Origin of the sequence: uncultured Bacteroides sp. (assembly GCF_910586915.1) — a bacterium.
In the GTDB taxonomy this organism is placed as follows: Bacteria; Bacteroidota; Bacteroidia; order Bacteroidales; family Bacteroidaceae; genus Bacteroides.
Window position 1 is genome coordinate 11,750 of the sequence record NZ_CAJULN010000033.1, and the last position, 18,016, is coordinate 29,765.

The following is an 18,016-nucleotide window of genomic DNA, read 5'->3' on the forward strand; positions in this document are numbered from 1 at the left end:
TGTATCTTTGTTACGCAAATACAGTCGTAAAGATACTAATCTTACATAATTTAATTTACAACTTTATGAAAACAAATCTTAGTTCTCAAATCAGTCTCCATCGGGTCTCCCCCAGATACTACAGACCGGAGAACGCATTTGAAAAATCGGTCTTGACAAGACTCGAGAAAATTCCCACAGACATCTATGAATCTGTAGAAGAAGGCGCTACTTACATTGCCCGCGAAATAGCACAAACCATCCGCGAAAAGCAAAAAGCCGGACGCTTCTGCGTATTGGCACTGCCCGGCGGTGATTCTCCCAGACACGTATATGCGGAACTTATCCGTATGCATAAGGAAGAAGGACTCAGCTTCCGCAACGTAATCGTGTTCAATATGTACGAATATTATCCGTTGTCGGCCGATGCTGTCAACAGCAACTTCAATGCTTTGAAAGGTATGCTGCTGGACCACATCGACATCGACCGGCAAAATATATTCACTCCGGACGGAAGTATTGCCAAAGATACCATTTTTGAATATTGCCGTTTGTACGAACAGCGTATCGAGAGCTTCGGCGGCATAGACATTGCCTTGTTGGGCATCGGCCGTGTGGGCAACATCGCCTTCAACGAACCGGGTTCACGTCTGAACTCTACCACTCGTCTGATTCTGTTAGACAACGCGTCGCGCAATGAAGCAGCCAAGATTTTCGGAACGATGGACAACACTCCCATCAGTTCCATTACGATGGGTGTAGCTACCATTCTCGCTGCCAAGAAAGTATATCTGCTGGCATGGGGCGAAAACAAGGCAGCCATGATAAAAGAGTGTGTGGAAGGTTCCATTACGGACACAATTCCCGCGTCTTACCTGCAAACCCACAACAATGCACACGTAGCTCTCGACCTTTCGGCAGCTATGAATCTGACGCGTATCCAACGCCCGTGGCTAGTGACTTCCTGCGAATGGAACGACAAACTGATTCGCAGTGCCATCGTTTGGTTGTGCCAGTTAACAGGCAAACCTATCCTGAAACTGACAAACAAGGACTATAACGAAAACGGTTTGAGTGAACTTTTGGCACTTTACGGTTCTGCTTACAATGTAAACATAAAGATTTTCAACGATTTGCAGCACACCATTACCGGATGGCCCGGCGGCAAGCCGAACGCTGACGACACATACCGCCCCGAACGTGCCAAACCATACCCGAAACGTGTGGTTATCTTCTCTCCGCATCCGGACGACGACGTGATTTCGATGGGTGGAACTCTCCGCCGCTTAGTAGAGCAGAAGCATGAAGTACACGTGGCTTACGAAACTTCTGGCAATATTGCCGTAGGCGATGAAGAAGTTATTCGCTTCATGCACTTCATCAACGGCTTCAACCAACTTTTCAACAACAGCGAAGACCAGATTATCAACGAGAAATATGCCGAAATACGCAATTTCCTGAAAGAGAAGAAAGACGGCGACATGGACAGCCGTGACATCCTGACCATCAAAGGTCTGATTCGTCGTGGCGAAGCCCGCACTGCCTGTACTTACAACAACATACCGTTGGAACGATGCCACTTCCTCGACCTTCCGTTCTATGAAACAGGTAAGATTCAGAAGAATCCCATCAGCGAAGCGGACGTGGAAATCGTACGTAACCTGCTCCGCGAAGTGAAACCCCACCAAGTTTTCGTAGCCGGCGACCTTGCCGACCCGCATGGCACACACCGCGTATGTACGGATGCCGTATTCGCTGCCATCGACCTCGAAAAAGAAGAGGGTGCAAAATGGCTGAAAGACTGCCGCATCTGGATGTACCGCGGCGCATGGGCCGAATGGGAAATCGAAAACATCGAAATGGCAGTGCCCATCAGTCCGGAAGAGCTTCGTGCAAAACGCAACTCCATCCTGAAACATCAGTCTCAGATGGAAAGCGCTCCGTTCTTAGGTAATGACGAACGTCTGTTCTGGCAACGCAGCGAAGACCGTAACCGTGGCACAGCTACTCTGTACGACCGGTTAGGACTGGCTTCTTACGAAGCAATGGAAGCATTCGTCGAATATATTCCACTATAAACCGCATATTCTTAATTAAGAGAATATAAAACTCTCTAAGAAGAGTGGGAAGCCCTGATACTTCCCACTCTTTTTTTGTTTACTTTTGCGAGATATTTTACCACAGAAGAAAACTCTAAAGCACCCAACGATGAAAAAGATAACAGCATTTCTGCTCTGCCTTACACTCGGCCTACACTACCTTGCCGCACAGGAGGTAGAAAAAGAGTTGAAAGAACAGCTAACAGACTACTTCGGCAAATACACCGCACCAGTCAAAATCAATACTCCCAAAGCAGACAGCGTCATCATCAGCCATGCGCACAAGTCGGTCGACGTCTACGTATCGAAAAGTTTCGCCTACCAGCCGTTCCGCCCGGAGAGTGTCGAAACGGTTTACAACCAAATCAAGGAACTATTGCCTAAAGCCGTCCGCCGACACCGGCTGACGATTTATGCAGACGGGAAACCGATTGAAGAACTGATTCCCAACATCTACCGGAACAAGAAAAAGGACAAGGAAAGAATGTCTTTGGACATTGACTACAAAGGAGTTGCCTGGGTAAGAAACAGTTCACGCCCCAACGAAGTTTCACGCGGTTTACAAGAGCGTCACATCGCCGTCTGGCAAAGCCACGGCAACTATTTCAGAAACGACAAGAACGAATGGGAATGGCAACGTCCCCGCCTGTTCTGCACGACAGAGGATTTGTTTACCCAGTCTTTTGTCCTTCCTTATGTGATTCCGATGCTCGAAAAGGCTGGCGCCGTTGTCTATACTCCCCGGGAGCGGGATACGCAAAAACATGAAGTCATCGTCGACAACGATACGCCCCACACCTCCCTCTACCTGGAAGTAGGAAGCAAAAAATCGAAGTGGGTAACGGCTCCGGTGAAAGGGTTTGCACAAAAGAGGGCGGTTTATGCCGATGGCGAGAATCCGTTTAATGAAGGTACCTGCCGTTTTATCTTCACCGAAAAAAAGAAAGACCAAGCCTTTGCCGAATGGGTTCCCACACTGCCGGAGGCAGGCAGTTATGCCGTTTACGTCTCCTATCAGACATTGCCGAAGAGTGTGAGCGATGCCAAATACCTTGTTTTCCATAAAGGTGGAGTTACAGAATTTAAGGTAAACCAACAAATGGGTGGCGGCACATGGGTCTATTTAGGCACTTTTGATTTTGACAAGGGAAATAATGACTATGGTATGGTCATACTGAGCAATGAAAGCAGCGAGCACGGCGTCGTATGTGCCGATGCTGTACGTTTCGGTGGAGGAATGGGAAATATCTCCCGGGGCGGAAAGCTCAGTGGACTGCCACGCTATCTCGAGGGAGCACGCTACTCGGCGCAATGGGCGGGAATGCCATCCGAAGTATATGCCGGACGCAAAGGTGAAAACGACTATGCGGACGATATCAATACACGCTCCAATACCATCAACTATTTGTCGGGCGGTTCTGTCTACAATCCGGCTCAACCGGGTTTGGGAGTTCCTTTGGAACTGACAATGACTCTGCACAGCGACGCCGGATGCAGCAAGACGGACGAGTTTGTCGGTTCGCTCGGTATTTATACCACCGCTTTTAACAACGGCAGACTCAATGCAGGAACCGACCGGTATGCGTCACGCGACTTAACGGATATCCTGCTTTCCCAGATTCAGAAAGACATTCATTCGGGTTACAACCTGCCGTGGACACGCCGAAGTATGTGGAACCGCAATTACAGCGAAACGCGGCTTCCCGCCACTCCTTCGACGATTATCGAGCTACTTTCCCATCAGAACTTCGCCGATATGCAGTGGGGACACGACCCGAATTTCAAATTCACCGTAGGACGTGCCATTTATAAAGGTATCCTGAAATTCGTTGCCGGCCAGCACAACAAAGAATATGTAGTGCAGCCCTTACCCGTAAGCAACTTTTCCATCCATTTCGGAAGCAAAAAGAATACGCTGGAGCTTTCCTGGCGAGGAGAGAACGACCCGCAAGAACCGACGGCACGCCCACAGGAATATATTGTATATACACGCATCGGCTACGGCGGTTTCGACAACGGGACTTTAGTAAGCAAACCGTTTCATACAGTCAAGATAGAGCCGGGCGTAGTCTATTCATTCAAAATAACCGCCGTCAACCGGGGCGGGGAGAGTTTCCCGTCCGAAATTCTTTCCGCCTTTAAAGCCAAACGGGAAGCGGGGAAAGTGCTAATCGTCAACGGGTTCGACAGGCTTAGCGGCCCGGCGGTTATCAATACGCCCGACAAAGCGGGGTTCGACTTAGAGCAAGACCCTGGTGTTCCGTACCTGTCGAACATCTCATTCAGCGGTGCGCAGACTGGGTTCGACCGCCTGCAGGCGGGCAAGGAAGGAGAAGGTAGCTTAGGACATAGCGGAAGCGAGCTGGAGGGAACGAAAATTGCAGGAAACACGTTTGACTATCCTTTCATTCACGGAAAGGCCATTCAGGCAAGCGGTAAATATAGTTTTGTATCGTGCAGTGATGAGGCTGTAGAGAACGGACTGGTGATGCTGGAAGATTACCCGATTGTAGACTATATCTTAGGATTGGAAAAAGAGTCTCCGGCAAACAAAGTTTACTACAAGACATTCTCTTCCGCCATGCAACGGAACATTACCGGCTATTGCCGTTCGGGCGGCAATCTATTTGTCAGTGGAGCATACGTAGGCAGTGACATGAGTGGCACACAAGGCAATCGGGAATTTACGGAGACAATACTGAAATACGGCTACCAAAGCAGTCTGACGGACAAGGCTTCCAACCGCATCAACGGACTTGGACGCACCGTCACCATCCCGCGTGTGCCCAACGAAAACAGTTATGCTGTTCCCGCAACGGATTGCATCGTGCCGGTAGACACTGCCTTTCCGGTATTCACCTATGCTCCAGGCAATCAGAGCGCAGGCATCGCCTACAAAGGAAGCTACCGCACTTTCGTATTGGGATTCCCATTCGAGAGCATTCAGTCGGAAACAGACCGGGCAACCATTATGGCAGGCATACTCGGATTTTTTACCGGGCAGTAAAAAATATCTCTTTTTTTAATCTGTTTCTCATTTTATATTCTATCTTTGCTACTGTAATAACCCTTAAAACTAAAAACAATGTATACCATACAAGCAAATCCCAGCGGTACACGCAGCATAGAAGTCTCCAACGAAAACCTGAGAACGATTGAAAAATATGCATTGTTCCGCCACCTTATCGACAGCACCGGCATTGTGGACGAAAGTGTATTGGACAAACTGAAACTGAATATCCGCTCTCTCATCGCCAGTCAGGAAGAAGACAGTAAAGACCTGTTGGACCTCTGCATCGACGTGATTTACCACAATAACATGAAGGCTTTCGGTTTGCAGCAACTTATCAAGCTCTATCTCACCTGGCTTTCCAATCCCGAAACGGAAGAGGAAGCACAATGAGAGGTTTTAAAAAAACATCCCAATGATTGAAATTAAACATCCCAATGAATAAAAAAAACATTGGGATGTTTTTTTATTATCCGTATCTTTGCGCCATGAAAGAATATCGATTGACAGACTGGTTACCCACTACCAAAAAAGAAGTAGAGCTTCGCGGATGGAATGAATTGGACGTGATTCTCTTTAGCGCAGATGCTTATGTAGACCACCCTTCTTTCGGCGCTGCCGTTATCGGGCGTATTCTCGAAGCGGAAGGTTTGAGAATAGCCATCGTGCCCCAACCGAATTGGCGCGATGACTTGCGCGACTTCAAAAAGTTGGGACGCCCCCGTCTCTTCTTCGGTATCTCGGGCGGATGCATGGACTCGATGGTAAACAAATACACCGCCAACAAACGGTTGCGCAGCGAGGATGCTTACACGCCGGACGGCCGTCCGGATATGCGTCCGGAATATCCCTCTATTGTCTACAGCCAAATTTTGAAAAGACTGTATCCCGACGTTCCCATAGTCTTAGGCGGCATCGAAGCCAGCATGAGACGGCTCAGCCATTACGACTACTGGCAGGACAAAGTGCAGAAAAGCATATTGTGTGATAGCGGTGCCGACCTTCTTATCTACGGAATGGGCGAAAAACCTATCACGGAGTTGATCCGCCAAATGAAAACCCTGCTTCCGGCAGAAGGAGACTTCTTCACTACCGCCGACTTTAAGAAAATTTCCGCTTCCATCCCCCAAACGGCCTATCTTTGCCGCGAAACGGATTGGGTCTCCGATGCGGAAGACATCTGGCTCTATTCTCACGAAGAATGCTTGGCTGACAAAAAGAAGCAGGCAAGCAATTTCAGGCACATCGAAGAAGAGTCCAACAAGTATGCGGCAGCGCGCATCACGCAGACGGTGGGCAACAAGATTATTGTGGTCAATCCCCCCTACCCGCCGATGAGCCAGGAAGAACTCGACCGCTCTTTCGATTTGCCATACACCCGTCTGCCGCATCCTAAATACAAAGGAAAGCGGATTCCTGCTTACGACATGATAAAGTTCTCCATCAATATCCATCGGGGCTGCTTCGGCGGTTGTTCGTTCTGTACCATTTCCGCGCATCAAGGCAAATTCATTGTCAGCCGCAGCAAGGAATCTATTCTGAGAGAAGTCAGAGAAGTGGCGCAACTGCCTGACTTCAAAGGGTATTTAAGTGATTTGGGCGGTCCCTCTGCCAATATGTATCGGATGAAAGGGAAAGACGAATCTGTTTGCAGGAAATGCAAACGGCCGTCATGCATCCATCCGAAGGTTTGCCCCAACCTGAATACGGACCATCGCCCGTTGTTGGATATTTATCGGGCGGTAGATACTTTACCCGGCATTAAGAAATCCTTTATCGGTAGCGGAGTGCGTTACGATTTGCTGCTCCATCAGAGCCAGGATGCTGCCATCAACCGCAGCACTGCCGAATATACGCATGAGTTGATTGCACGTCACGTCAGCGGCCGGCTGAAAGTAGCTCCCGAACATACCAGCAGCCGCGTATTATCTATCATGCGCAAGCCTTCTTTCGAGCAGTTCGAAACATTCAAGAAGATATTCGACCGCATCAACCGCGAAGAGGACCTGCGGCAACAACTGATTCCGTATTTCATCTCTTCACACCCCGGCTGCAAGGAAGAGGATATGGCGGAACTTGCCGTTATTACCAAACGCCTGGACTTTCATTTGGAACAGGTGCAGGACTTCACTCCCACACCGATGACGGTAGCCACCGAAACATGGTACACGGGATTTCACCCGTACACGCTGGAGCCGATATTCAGTGCCAAAACCCAACGGGAGAAACTGGCTCAACGCCAATTCTTCTTTTGGTATAAACCGGAAGAACGGAAGAATATCATCAATGAGCTAAGGCGCATCGGACGTGCGGACTTGATAGATAAGTTATATGGAAAGCGTAAATGACATTTTTAGAATGTCATTTACCTTCAATTTTACAAATAAAATATCGGATGGCGACTAAGAGCGGGTCCAATTCCTTATGTACAATCTCAAAAATTTCTTCTGCATCGATGTTGAAATAGTGATAGGCGATTATATCACGCACTCCCATTACATTACTCCAGGGAATCGCAGGATAAGTGGACAATACTTGCTTTTCTGTAATCTTATCAAAACTTTTAAGACTTTCTCCAATAGTAATCAATAACATACAGGCAGCATCCAGTTTTTCCATCCCTTCCGGAGATAATAAAAAATCATCTGTAGACTTAATATGTACAGTTCTCTCCTGCAAACGCAATATGGCTTTCTCTATTTGCAGCAAAACTCCAAGTGCAATATCTCTTTTATGAAAGGACGTAAATTCCATCTTGTTCAATTTGTTTTCTCAGAAAATCATTCATATTACTATGCATTCGAACCACATCTACCGGACATCCCAACTGTTCTTCCAAATACTTCTTCAATTCTATACGCAAGAACAAATTCGGTTTCATCTCTACGCAAATATCTACATCACTCGTCTCCTTTTGTTCTTCACGCGCCACTGAACCGAACAATCGCAAAGAACTTACGCCAAAACGAGTGTGCAATACCGTAGCACACTGGTTGAGTATCGCAATATATTCATCTTTTGTCCTCATGATTTTCCTTTTATTATCTAACACAAATATAGAAACAAAGGATTAATTAATCAAATTATTTTCTGCAATTTATTCTATATTACTCTTTTACTGGCAAAGCCACAATCTCCTGCAACACACCTACCGCCGTCTCTACATCCGACACATCCTTTATCAGCATACTCCGTTTTCCATTCTGTTCCCTCAGGTCGCAGCGACGGGTGTACTTCATCATATAGTCTATCACCTTGCCGAAAGCCTGGCTTTGGTAGAAGGGACTATCGGGATTGGAAACGAAGAAGAGAGTCATGCGTCCGCCTTTGAGAAAGATTTTCTCAGTTCCCAGGCGGGTAGCCAGGCGGCGAAGAGGAACAATGCGCAACAACTCCTGCGTCTCCGGAGGAACAGGACCAAAACGGTCTTCGAGACGGGAGCGGAAGGCTTCGACGTCTTTGTCCAGTATCAAACTGTCCAGTTCGCGATAGAGCAACATACGTTCGCTGCTTCCGGTCACATAGTCGGCAGGCAACAACAGTTCGAGGTCGCTTTCCACCTGACATTCGTCAACAAAACCTTCGCCGCTAATCTGTCCTTCGCCTTTTACCTCGTCGGTATATAAGTCGGCAAACTCTTCGTTCTTCAGTTCGCGGACGGCTTCGGATAGAATCTTCTGATAAGTTTCGTATCCTAAGTCGGCAACGAATCCGCTTTGTTCGGCACCGAGCAGGTTGCCTGCGCCGCGAATATCCAAGTCCTGCATGGCAATATGGATACCGCTTCCAAGATCGCTAAAGTTCTCGATTGCCTGAAGGCGGCGTTTGCCTTCCGTTGTAAGACTGCTCAGAGGCGGAGCCAAGAGATAGCAGAAGGCTTTCTTGTTGCTGCGTCCCACACGCCCGCGCATTTGGTGAAGGTCGCTCAGTCCGAAGTTCTGCGCCTGGTTGATGATGATGGTATTGGCGTTGGGGATGTCGATACCACTTTCGATGATGGTGGTTGCCAAGAGCACATCGTAGTCATAGTTGACAAAGTCCAGAATGATTTTCTCCAGTTGCGACGGCTCCATCTGCCCGTGGCCTATGACGACACGGCAGTCTGGAATATTGCGTTCGATAAGTGCTTTCAGTTCCGGCAGGTTGGAGATGCGGTTGTTGACAAAGAACACCTGACCGTTACGGCTCATCTCGAAGTTAATCGCATCCGTGATTACTTCTTCATTAAAGGTATGTACTTCAGTTTGAATCGGATATCGGTTGGGCGGCGGCGTAGAAATGACACTCAGGTCGCGCGCTCCCATCAATGAGAATTGGAGCGTGCGGGGAATGGGGGTGGCGGTCATGGTCAGTGTGTCTACGTTGACTTTCAACTGACGCAGTTTCTCCTTGACGGAGACGCCAAACTTCTGCTCTTCATCGACAATCAGCAGTCCGAGGTCTTTGAAGCGGACGTCTTTCCCCAAGATACGGTGCGTGCCTATGAGGATATTCACATCGCCTGCCGCCAACCCTTTGAGCACAACTTTGGATTGTGCTGCCGTACGCGCCCTACTTAAATAATCGACACGGCAGGGCAACCCCTTCAAACGGTCGCGGAACGTCTGATAATGCTGGTAGGCAAGCACCGTTGTAGGCACTAAGACAGCCACCTGCTTATTGTCCGCCACTGCTTTGAAGGCGGCACGAACCGCCACTTCCGTCTTTCCGAAACCCACGTCACCGCAGACAAGCCGGTCCATCGGGCGGTCGCTTTCCATGTCTGCCTTGACTTCTACCGTTGCCTTGCTTTGGTCGGGGGTGTCCTCATAAATAAACGACGCTTCCAATTCGTGCTGCAAGAAACTGTCGGGACTGTAAGAAAATCCCTTCTCCTGCCTGCGCTGCGAATAGAGTTTTATCAAGTCGCGGGCGATGTCTTTTATCTTGCTCTTGGTGCGGTCTTTCAGTTTCTCCCAGGCCCCGGTTCCCAATTTGTTCAAACGGGGAGCTTCGCCGTCCTTCCCTTTGTACTTGGATACTTTGTGCAGGGAGTGGATGGAGACGAACACTACATCTTCATTCTGGAAAACCAGTTTGAGTACCTCCTGCGTGGTATCTCCGTTCGGCACACGTACCAGTCCAGAGAAACGTCCGATGCCGTGGTCGGTGTGCACGACATAATCGCCGGGCGTAAACTGATTGAGTTCTTTCAGCGAAAGCGCCACCTTTCCGGAGCGGGCTTTGTCACTCTTGAGGTTGTATTTATGGAAACGGTCGAACAACTGATGGTCGGTGAAGATACAGAGCCGCAGGGTATTGTCTACAAAACCTTCGTGAAGGGTATGTTCGACGGGAATGAAACGTATTTTGTCGCCACGATCCTCAAAGATGGCTTTGATGCGTTCCGTCTGTTTGGTGCTGTCGCTGCATATGACGAGGATATATCCCCGTTGCTGATAGTCGTTGAAAGCGTTTGCCACCAAGTCGAAATTCTTATGGAAGATAGGTTGTGCGGCGGTGTCGAACGTGATGCTTGCGTCCGGCGTGCCGGTCGGCTTGTTGCCGAACTCCATCCGGCGGAAATCGAGTGCGCGCGCCGTAAATTCGCTGCCGTCTATCAGTTTACCTTGCAGCGTAATGCCGCCGTTCTCTTCGGCTTCCTGCACAGCTATCGCCTGCGGTGTCAGCGCCTCATCGTGCACAGTCTGTATACGTTCGCGCAGCCACAGGAAATCGCGCATTGCCAACACCGTATCCGTCGGAATAAAATCGAGGAAAGAGGTAGTCACCTGCCCCGTCACCGCTAAATCGGGCACAATGGACACACCGGATTTCTTCTCGCGCGACAACTGGGTCTCTACTTCAAAGATGCGCACGCTTTCCACTTCGTCGCCGAAGAAGTCGATGCGGTAGGGATATTCAGAAGCAAAGGAGAACACGTCGATGATGCTGCCACGAACGGCGTACTGTCCGGGTTCGTAGACATAATCGACGTATTCGAAGCCGTAGCTATGGAGGACATCCGTCACAAACGTGATGTCAACCTTTTCGCCTACGTTTAGTTTCAGCGTCTTGCTGCTCAGTTCCTTGCGGGATACGACTTTCTCTGCCAACGCATCGGGATACGTCACGATACACAGTCCCTCCTCTCCTTTCTGCAAGCGGCTCAGCACTTCCGTACGGAGGATTTCATTTGCCGCGTCCTTCTGCCCGTATTTGATGGAGCGGCGGAAGGAAGAGGGAAAGAAGAGCACTTTCTCCGTGCCCGATATCTGCGTCAAGTCGTGATAGAAATAGCCGGCTTCTTCGAGGTCGCCCAAAATAAACACAAACGGACAGCCGCCCTCCTGCACCAATACGGACGAGAAAAGCGAAGCGGCAGATGCGCACAGCCCGCCACAAAAGATGGTTTGAACGGCAGCGTCTTTCAACAAACGCTTCATTACTGCCGTATGGGGATGGGCAGCATATTGTTGCTGCAACTCAGTTATTGTCATACCTAATTAAGAATTTCACCGCAAATTTAGCTATAAATCCCGATTTATGCGTCCGTATGACAATAATTATCGTTTAGCGTTGAACCGGACACCAAGCCCCACCATCAGATTGTTGGGGTATCTGAAATCGTACAACTGATATCCGGTATGAATGAAAAAGTTCTTTGTGATATCAGTTTTCAAGACAAAGGTCTGATAAAACGCATTTGTGTCGTCTCCCCGGCAGAAGAAGTTCTTGCCGATACCCAGATTGATGGAGAAAATGGGCATGACAATCTCCGCACGCACCGAGAGTCCTGCCGAAAACGACTCCTTGAAAGCAGGACGGTAGAACTTCAGTTCTTCGGGATTAGAGGGGATATAGTCGTTGGCTACGTACTTCATGATATTGGCGCTCTCGTCGTATTGAAAGTCGAGCGAGACGCCTGCGCGGAAGTGCTTGTTGAAGTTGTAGAGAGGATTGAAGTTAAGCCCGATGATTCCAAAAGAGCCGGGAACCATCAACGGGTTTTCACCTTCGGGCCAGATACCTTTCTTCCGGGTGGCGCCATAGACGATAAGGTCGTAGCTTATGTGTTTTCCGAAGGGCACTTTGAGATACAGCGCAGAAGGCTGTGTGCGGTTCGGTTCTTGTTCGTTACAAAAAAAATGAGTCACGCCTACCGACGCTCCCACTGTGTTGACGCCCGAGTTGGGATAACGGGTGTTTCCGTTTGAATAGTGCGACACTCCCACGCCGGTGCGCAGATGGGTATGGGGTGTAATCCGCCAGTCGAGCAGGAACCCCAAGTTGATGTAAGCATTGATTTTCGAACCTACTACCCTGTTCTGCGGATTGCTGATGTCATCAAACTTCTTCCATCCGAACGATGCGCCGAAATTCCATTCGTAGTCGAACGACAAGCAGGGGGTGATGTTGGCAATCCGGGAAGTCTGAAAGACGTAGACGGCAAGCGGATTGCTCACTTCGGTAACATTGCCGAACGTATTGTAAGCCACGCCGATACCTTGCACGGCATACGGGTATCTCCTACCCGTTTCGGTAGCGGGCGAGAACTTGAAGCCGTATTTCAGATGTCCCGAAAAGGTGTTGCTGATTTTTCGTCCGGCCATGTTGTCTCCCCGAAAGAAGTCGTGAGTAGGGAAAACATACGACGGGCGGAAGTCGGCGCCCAGCATATGTATCACCTTCCGGGAAACGGTGTCGGCTTCGGAAGCGGAAAGCGAAGCAACCGATAAGGCTGCCATAAGTACGAGTGGAAATATTCGGAACTTACTCATATTGTTCTTACTCAATCTTTTGCTTAAAAATAAAATCATTTCCTGTATATATATAATTCCGATTGTGAAGAAAAGCACTGAATTCGCGCTTGCCGCCCGATATCGGATTGGAAGCATATACTTTCAGAGGGACTACATACTGTTCGAGGTAATTGAAAACAAGAACCTTCCTCTTATCGTGTGCACCTATTGTCACCTCTACCGCCTTATCTTTATACTTGTCCACACCTGCCGCTATGTATTGCAGTCCGATACCGAAAGGTATTTTCGTATTCCCAAGTACGGGCTTCTCTTGGTCGATTATGTCCGGAATGGTTATTTCGGGCAGGTTGTCTCCGAAGTGCAACCTGAACTTCTCTTCCTCCCAACTGCCACCAGCACTGTAAGGATAGAAACGCAACTCCCGACGGCTGTTTCTGTAAGGATATACCACAATGGTGACAGGAGCATTTTCACGTGTATTGTCAACAATGAAACTATCCATCTCGTCCATCAGGCCATATTCATAGAGGTCGAACCGTTTCCAATCATAGACCACGCTATCCACCCGATACTTTGAGGTGGGCGCAAGCCTCACTTTGATTTCCTCCGTCTTATAAGCGTTGCTTGTGAAGATATTTATATCCAATGGATTGTCGTAAAGATTCTCGTCGTACGAAATCTTCAGTTTGTTGCCGCAGTTCTTCTCGATGCGGAAATCTACATACTCGTTCTTGCAATGCAATACTCCCAACTCTTTTTCTTTAAACGGCAGATAAGTCTCCTTCCCGTCCAGCGTGTATGACTTGATTTCCATCATTGCTCCGTCAATGTAATCAATCCCCCAGTTGTCGGCAGCGAAAGTTATCTCTGTCGTCCGGTTGTCCTCCGACATTGTGATGTCTGCCACGCCGTGCGGCAGATAGTCGTCGATAAAGACTCCATTGTTGCACGCTGCAAGGGCAAGCAGGAGAAAGGCAGACAATATGAATCGATGTGATACCATTTTATATTGTAATAGGCATTTTAAGTTCCGTTCTCCAAAAATATGTCTTTTTATCTATAAACGGAGAACGTAGATGAATTATTTATTCTGTTTTAACGAACAAATGCAACAGATGAGTTTACGCTTGCCTATAAAGTTACTCAAATCAACCAATTATAAAGTTATTTTCTACTGATTACAAACTTCTTGCGCACCAGTAACAAAATTCAAATTCAGCACTTACAAACTATAAACGAAGGTTGCATTTATATAAATGAAAGTTTCGTTTTTATAAATGAAGGCTTCGTTTATAAAAACAAAACCTTCGTTTATAGTTTATTTTCGTTTGTCGGGAAGTTTGTTAGTATAAGAAAAGAGGTTTGTCATTAGTTCATTGGAAGTTTATTGCCGGTAGTTGAGGGCACATCTATTAATAGTTTTCTGCAACTATACGATACATTCGGATGCACCGCCACGTTAAATAATCCTTAGGACTATCCGTAACTAAAGGAAAAGAACTATTTTTGTTTCTAAATTTTATAGTAACTCTATATGCAGACATCAGACAGCATCGTAATTATCCCTACCTACAACGAACGGGAAAACATAGAAAATATCATCCGCGCCGTGTTCGGACTTGCTAAGGTATTCCATATTTTGGTGATAGAGGACGGCTCACCGGACGGAACGGCAGACATCGTGAGAACACTGCAACAGGAATTTCCCGAACGCCTCTTCATGATTGAACGCAAAGGAAAGTTAGGGCTCGGCACCGCCTATATCGCCGGTTTCAAATGGGCACTGGCACACGCCTACGAATACATCTTTGAGATGGATGCCGACTTCAGCCACAACCCGAACGACCTTCCCCGCTTGTACCGGGCCTGTGCGGAAGAGGGCGGCGATGTGTCTATCGGCTCACGCTACGTCAGTGGAGTAAATGTGGTGAACTGGCCGATGGGACGCGTACTGATGTCGTACTTCGCTTCCAAATACGTCCGCATCATCACGGGAATCCCCGTGCACGACACCACTGCCGGATTCGTCTGCTACCGCCGGCAGGTATTGGAAACGATTGACTTAGACCATATCCGCTTCAAAGGGTATGCCTTTCAGATAGAAATGAAATTCACCGCTTACAAATGCGGCTTCAAAATCATTGAAGTTCCTGTCATCTTCATCAATCGCGAGTTGGGCACTTCGAAGATGAACAGCAGCATCTTCGGAGAAGCCATCTTCGGGGTGATTAAATTAAAAGTAAACAGTTGGTTCCACAAATTCCCGCAAAAGAAATGAAACGTACACTGATTCAAAACGCCATTATTGTCAACAGAGGAAGAAAAGTAACAGGCTCGGTAGTTATCGAAGATGAAAAAATAGCCGAGATACTGACAGGCGACGAGAAGCCCGCCGCGCCTTGCTACGAAGTAATAGACGCGACCGGATGTTATCTGCTGCCGGGTGTCATTGACGAACACGTGCATTTCCGCGACCCGGGACTGACGCACAAGGCAGACATCACCACCGAAAGCCATGCCGCGGCAGCCGGCGGAGTCACTTCGGTGATGGATATGCCGAACACGAATCCGCAGACTACCACGCTGAAGGACTTGGATGAGAAATTCGCTTTGTTGGGCGAGAAGTCCATAGTGAACTATTCGTGCTACTTCGGAGCGACGAACGACAACTACTCCCAGTTTGCACAGTTGGACAAACGGCGTGTATGCGGCGTGAAACTGTTTATGGGGTCGAGCACCGGCAATATGTTAGTAGACCGTATGGCAAGCCTCCGGCAGATATTCGGCGGAACGGATTTGCTTATCGCCGCCCACTGCGAAGACCAGGCAATCATCAAAGAGAATACGGAGAGGTATAAAAAGGAATACGGCGACGATGTGCCTTTGTCGCTCCATCCGAAACTCCGCTCGGAAGAGGCGTGCTACCGTTCTTCCGAATTGGCGGTGCAGTTGGCACGCGAGACGAATGCACGTTTGCACATCATGCATATTTCCACTGCCAAAGAGTTGGCGCTGTTCTCTGACGCTCCGTTGACGGAAAAGAGAATTACGGCAGAGGCGTGTGTGGCACACCTGCTCTTTGCCGAAGAGGATTACGAAACGCTCGGCGCACGCATCAAGTGCAACCCTGCCATCAAGACTGCCCAAGACCGGAAAGCTTTGCAGGAATCAGTGGACAGCGGGGTGATTGACACCATTGCCACTGACCATGCTCCGCACCTCCTGAGCGAGAAGGAAGGGGGAGCATTGAAAGCGATGTCGGGTATGCCGATGATACAGTTTTCATTGGTCGGTATGCTGGAATTGGTGGAGATGGGGATCTTCACCATTGAAAAGGTGGTGGAGAAGATGTGCCACGCACCGGCGGAGATGTACCAAATCAGCAGACGCGGATTTATTGAGAAAGGATATCAGGCCGACCTTGTATTGGTACGCCCCGACTCCGCATGGACGATAACGGCGGAGTGTGTCGTAAGCAAATGCGGATGGAGCCCGTTGGAAGGACGTACGCTGCACTGGAAAGTGGAAAAGACGTTTGTAAACGGATATCCGGTATATGACAACGGAAAGATAGATGGAAGCCGTCGGGGACAAGAACTTGTGTTCGAGCGCTAACTCTTTTCTTTCTCCACCACAAAACCTATGATTATATCTTACAAAATACATACGGTGAGCCCCTACATCAACTGGATTTACTTTTTCCATGCATGGGGATTCCAACCGCGTTTTGCCGCCATTGCCCATATTCACGGTTGCGATGCCTGCCGTGCCATGTGGCTCACCTCCTTTCCTGAGGAAGAACGCGGGAAAGCATCCGAAGCCATGCAGTTGTTCAAAGAAGCAAACCGGATGTTAGATTCGCTCGACCGGGACTATGAAGTGAAAACCCTCTTCAAACTCTGCAAAGCGAATGCCGACGGAGATAACCTGCTGATGGAAGAACGTACTTCGGGCGTCACCCTCACCTTGCCACTCCTCCGGCAGCAGACCCCTAAAAAAGAGGGAGGACCTTTCCTTTGTCTGAGCGATTTTGTCCGTCCGGCGTCTTCGGGCGTTGCCGATATTGTCGGAGTCTTTGCCGCCTCCATCGATGCGGATATGGAAGGACTGTACAAGCAAGACCCTTACAAACACCTGTTGGTGCAGACCCTCTCCGACCGTCTGGCGGAAGCGGCTACGGAGAAGATGCACGAATACGTACGCAAAGAAGCATGGGGATATGCGAAGGATGAACACTTAAGCATAGCGGATTTATTGGTCGAGAAATACCAGGGTATCCGTCCGGCGGTAGGCTATCCCTCCCTGCCCGACCAGTCGGTCAACTTTCTGTTGGACGAACTGTTGGATATGCAGCAGATAGGAATCTCGCTGACCGAGAACGGAGCTATGTATCCGCACGCATCCGTTTGCGGACTGATGTTCGCGCATCCGGCAGCCGAGTACTTCGCCGTGGGAAAGATTGGCAACGACCAACTCGAAGATTACGCCCGCCGGCGGGGAAAGAGCGTTGAAGAAATCCGCAAATTCCTGGCTGCCAACCTACAATAGTGCCGCTTCACTGTGATTTTTCTTCTTTCTCCACGACTAACACACCGGAAAAGTAATGCAAAGCACTCCATGAGAGAACGAACAACAGAAGCAAACAACCCCATCGAGGAAGAGTTCCTGTCGGTTATCCGCGCATACGAGCGGGTAATCTACAAGGTGTGTTATCTGTATGCCAACTCCAACGCCCCGCTCAACGACCTCTACCAAGAGGTGATACTCAATCTATGGAAGGCTTTCCCCAAGTTCAGAAAAGAATGCAAAATCTCTACATGGATATACCGCATTGCCCTCAACACCTGCATCAGCTTTTACCGGAAAGAGAAAAATATCCCCGAAATCATCAGCCTCGGCCGTGAGACAGACCTGACTGCCGAAGCACACGACCCGCTCAACGAAATGCTGAAGCAGCTCTACCGGATGATAAACCAGTTGGGGCAACTCGACAAATCAATCATCCTGCTTTATCTCGAAGACAAGAGCTATGAAGAGATAGCTGAAATCACCGGACTGACCGTAACAAACGTAGCGACCAAACTAAGCCGTATCAAAGACAAACTGAAAAGAATGAAAAAAGAGGAATAAGATACTCGTTGGTTGAATTAAGAATCTAAATATTTACAAATGAAAAAGTTGCACAC

At 48.7% G+C, this 18,016-nt stretch carries 13 protein-coding genes; 8 read left to right on the plus strand and 5 right to left on the minus strand.

The features are described 5' to 3' along the window. Window positions 1–65 precede the first annotated feature (65 nt). From QZ331_RS10995 to QZ331_RS11010, 4 genes are all read left to right on the plus strand, one after another. Window positions 66–2,057, plus strand: coding sequence for a glucosamine-6-phosphate deaminase (locus QZ331_RS10995; RefSeq protein ID WP_294630199.1), 1,992 nt, complete (start codon window positions 66–68; stop codon window positions 2,055–2,057). A gap of 130 nt (window positions 2,058–2,187) precedes the next feature. Beyond that, on the plus strand, window positions 2,188–5,085 hold the full coding sequence (locus QZ331_RS11000) for a xanthan lyase (protein ID WP_294630200.1): 2,898 nt from the start codon (window positions 2,188–2,190) through the stop codon (window positions 5,083–5,085). A 78-nt stretch (window positions 5,086–5,163) separates the two neighbouring features. After that, complete coding sequence (locus QZ331_RS11005) at window positions 5,164–5,481, plus strand: hypothetical protein (protein ID WP_294630202.1); 318 nt, start codon at window positions 5,164–5,166, stop codon at window positions 5,479–5,481. A gap of 95 nt (window positions 5,482–5,576) precedes the next feature. After that, window positions 5,577–7,436: a YgiQ family radical SAM protein gene (locus QZ331_RS11010; RefSeq protein WP_294630215.1), complete on the plus strand. Its 1,860-nt coding sequence runs from the start codon at window positions 5,577–5,579 to the stop codon at window positions 7,434–7,436. A 13-nt stretch (window positions 7,437–7,449) separates the two neighbouring features. Here QZ331_RS11010 and QZ331_RS11015 read toward each other — a convergent pair whose 3' ends face one another. From QZ331_RS11015 to QZ331_RS11035, 5 genes are all read right to left on the minus strand, one after another. Beyond that, window positions 7,450–7,842, minus strand: coding sequence for a DUF86 domain-containing protein (locus QZ331_RS11015; protein ID WP_294630204.1), 393 nt, complete (start codon window positions 7,840–7,842; stop codon window positions 7,450–7,452). After that, on the minus strand, window positions 7,820–8,116 hold the full coding sequence (locus tag QZ331_RS11020) for a nucleotidyltransferase family protein (protein ID WP_294630205.1): 297 nt from the start codon (window positions 8,114–8,116) through the stop codon (window positions 7,820–7,822). The genes QZ331_RS11015 and QZ331_RS11020 overlap by 23 nt, the downstream gene beginning before the upstream one ends. Window positions 8,117–8,195: 79 nt before the next feature. Continuing rightward, window positions 8,196–11,567 (minus strand): transcription-repair coupling factor, encoded by a 3,372-nt coding sequence (gene mfd, locus QZ331_RS11025; RefSeq protein WP_294630207.1) that lies wholly within the window; start codon window positions 11,565–11,567, stop codon window positions 8,196–8,198. Between the two features lie 66 nt (window positions 11,568–11,633). Next, the gene (locus QZ331_RS11030; protein WP_294630209.1) at window positions 11,634–12,848 is read right to left on the minus strand and encodes an acyloxyacyl hydrolase; all 1,215 of its coding nucleotides are present in this window, start codon (window positions 12,846–12,848) and stop codon (window positions 11,634–11,636) included. 7 nt (window positions 12,849–12,855) lie between these two features. Further along, complete coding sequence (locus QZ331_RS11035) at window positions 12,856–13,833, minus strand: hypothetical protein (RefSeq protein ID WP_294630210.1); 978 nt, start codon at window positions 13,831–13,833, stop codon at window positions 12,856–12,858. Between the two features lie 531 nt (window positions 13,834–14,364). Between QZ331_RS11035 and QZ331_RS11040 the strand changes: the two genes are divergently transcribed. From QZ331_RS11040 to QZ331_RS11055, 4 genes are all read left to right on the plus strand, one after another. Then, complete coding sequence (locus QZ331_RS11040; RefSeq protein WP_294630211.1) at window positions 14,365–15,108, plus strand: polyprenol monophosphomannose synthase; 744 nt, start codon at window positions 14,365–14,367, stop codon at window positions 15,106–15,108. Continuing rightward, window positions 15,105–16,445: a dihydroorotase gene (locus QZ331_RS11045; protein ID WP_294630212.1), complete on the plus strand. Its 1,341-nt coding sequence runs from the start codon at window positions 15,105–15,107 to the stop codon at window positions 16,443–16,445. The genes QZ331_RS11040 and QZ331_RS11045 overlap by 4 nt, the downstream gene beginning before the upstream one ends. 27 nt (window positions 16,446–16,472) lie before the next feature. Then, window positions 16,473–17,378, plus strand: a complete 906-nt coding sequence (locus QZ331_RS11050) for a vitamin B12 dependent-methionine synthase activation domain-containing protein (protein WP_294630213.1) — start codon at window positions 16,473–16,475, stop codon at window positions 17,376–17,378. 69 nt (window positions 17,379–17,447) lie between these two features. Beyond that, complete coding sequence (locus QZ331_RS11055) at window positions 17,448–17,960, plus strand: sigma-70 family RNA polymerase sigma factor (RefSeq protein ID WP_294630214.1); 513 nt, start codon at window positions 17,448–17,450, stop codon at window positions 17,958–17,960. Window positions 17,961–18,016 lie beyond the last annotated feature (56 nt).

Excerpts from the sequence above, each read along its gene's own strand:
- QZ331_RS10995 (WP_294630199.1), top strand. The coding sequence starts at position 66 with ATGAAAACAAATCTTAGTTCTCAAATCAGTCTCCATCGGGTCTCCCCC.
- QZ331_RS11000 (WP_294630200.1), top strand. The coding sequence starts at position 2,188 with ATGAAAAAGATAACAGCATTTCTGCTCTGCCTTACACTCGGCCTACAC.
- QZ331_RS11005 (WP_294630202.1), top strand. The coding sequence starts at position 5,164 with ATGTATACCATACAAGCAAATCCCAGCGGTACACGCAGCATAGAAGTC.
- QZ331_RS11010 (WP_294630215.1), top strand. The coding sequence starts at position 5,577 with ATGAAAGAATATCGATTGACAGACTGGTTACCCACTACCAAAAAAGAA.
- QZ331_RS11015 (WP_294630204.1), bottom strand. The coding sequence starts at position 7,842 with ATGGAATTTACGTCCTTTCATAAAAGAGATATTGCACTTGGAGTTTTG.
- QZ331_RS11020 (WP_294630205.1), bottom strand. The coding sequence starts at position 8,116 with ATGAGGACAAAAGATGAATATATTGCGATACTCAACCAGTGTGCTACG.
- mfd (WP_294630207.1), bottom strand. The coding sequence starts at position 11,567 with ATGACAATAACTGAGTTGCAGCAACAATATGCTGCCCATCCCCATACG.
- QZ331_RS11030 (WP_294630209.1), bottom strand. The coding sequence starts at position 12,848 with ATGAGTAAGTTCCGAATATTTCCACTCGTACTTATGGCAGCCTTATCG.
- QZ331_RS11035 (WP_294630210.1), bottom strand. The coding sequence starts at position 13,833 with ATGGTATCACATCGATTCATATTGTCTGCCTTTCTCCTGCTTGCCCTT.
- QZ331_RS11040 (WP_294630211.1), top strand. The coding sequence starts at position 14,365 with ATGCAGACATCAGACAGCATCGTAATTATCCCTACCTACAACGAACGG.
- QZ331_RS11045 (WP_294630212.1), top strand. The coding sequence starts at position 15,105 with ATGAAACGTACACTGATTCAAAACGCCATTATTGTCAACAGAGGAAGA.
- QZ331_RS11050 (WP_294630213.1), top strand. The coding sequence starts at position 16,473 with ATGATTATATCTTACAAAATACATACGGTGAGCCCCTACATCAACTGG.
- QZ331_RS11055 (WP_294630214.1), top strand. The coding sequence starts at position 17,448 with ATGAGAGAACGAACAACAGAAGCAAACAACCCCATCGAGGAAGAGTTC.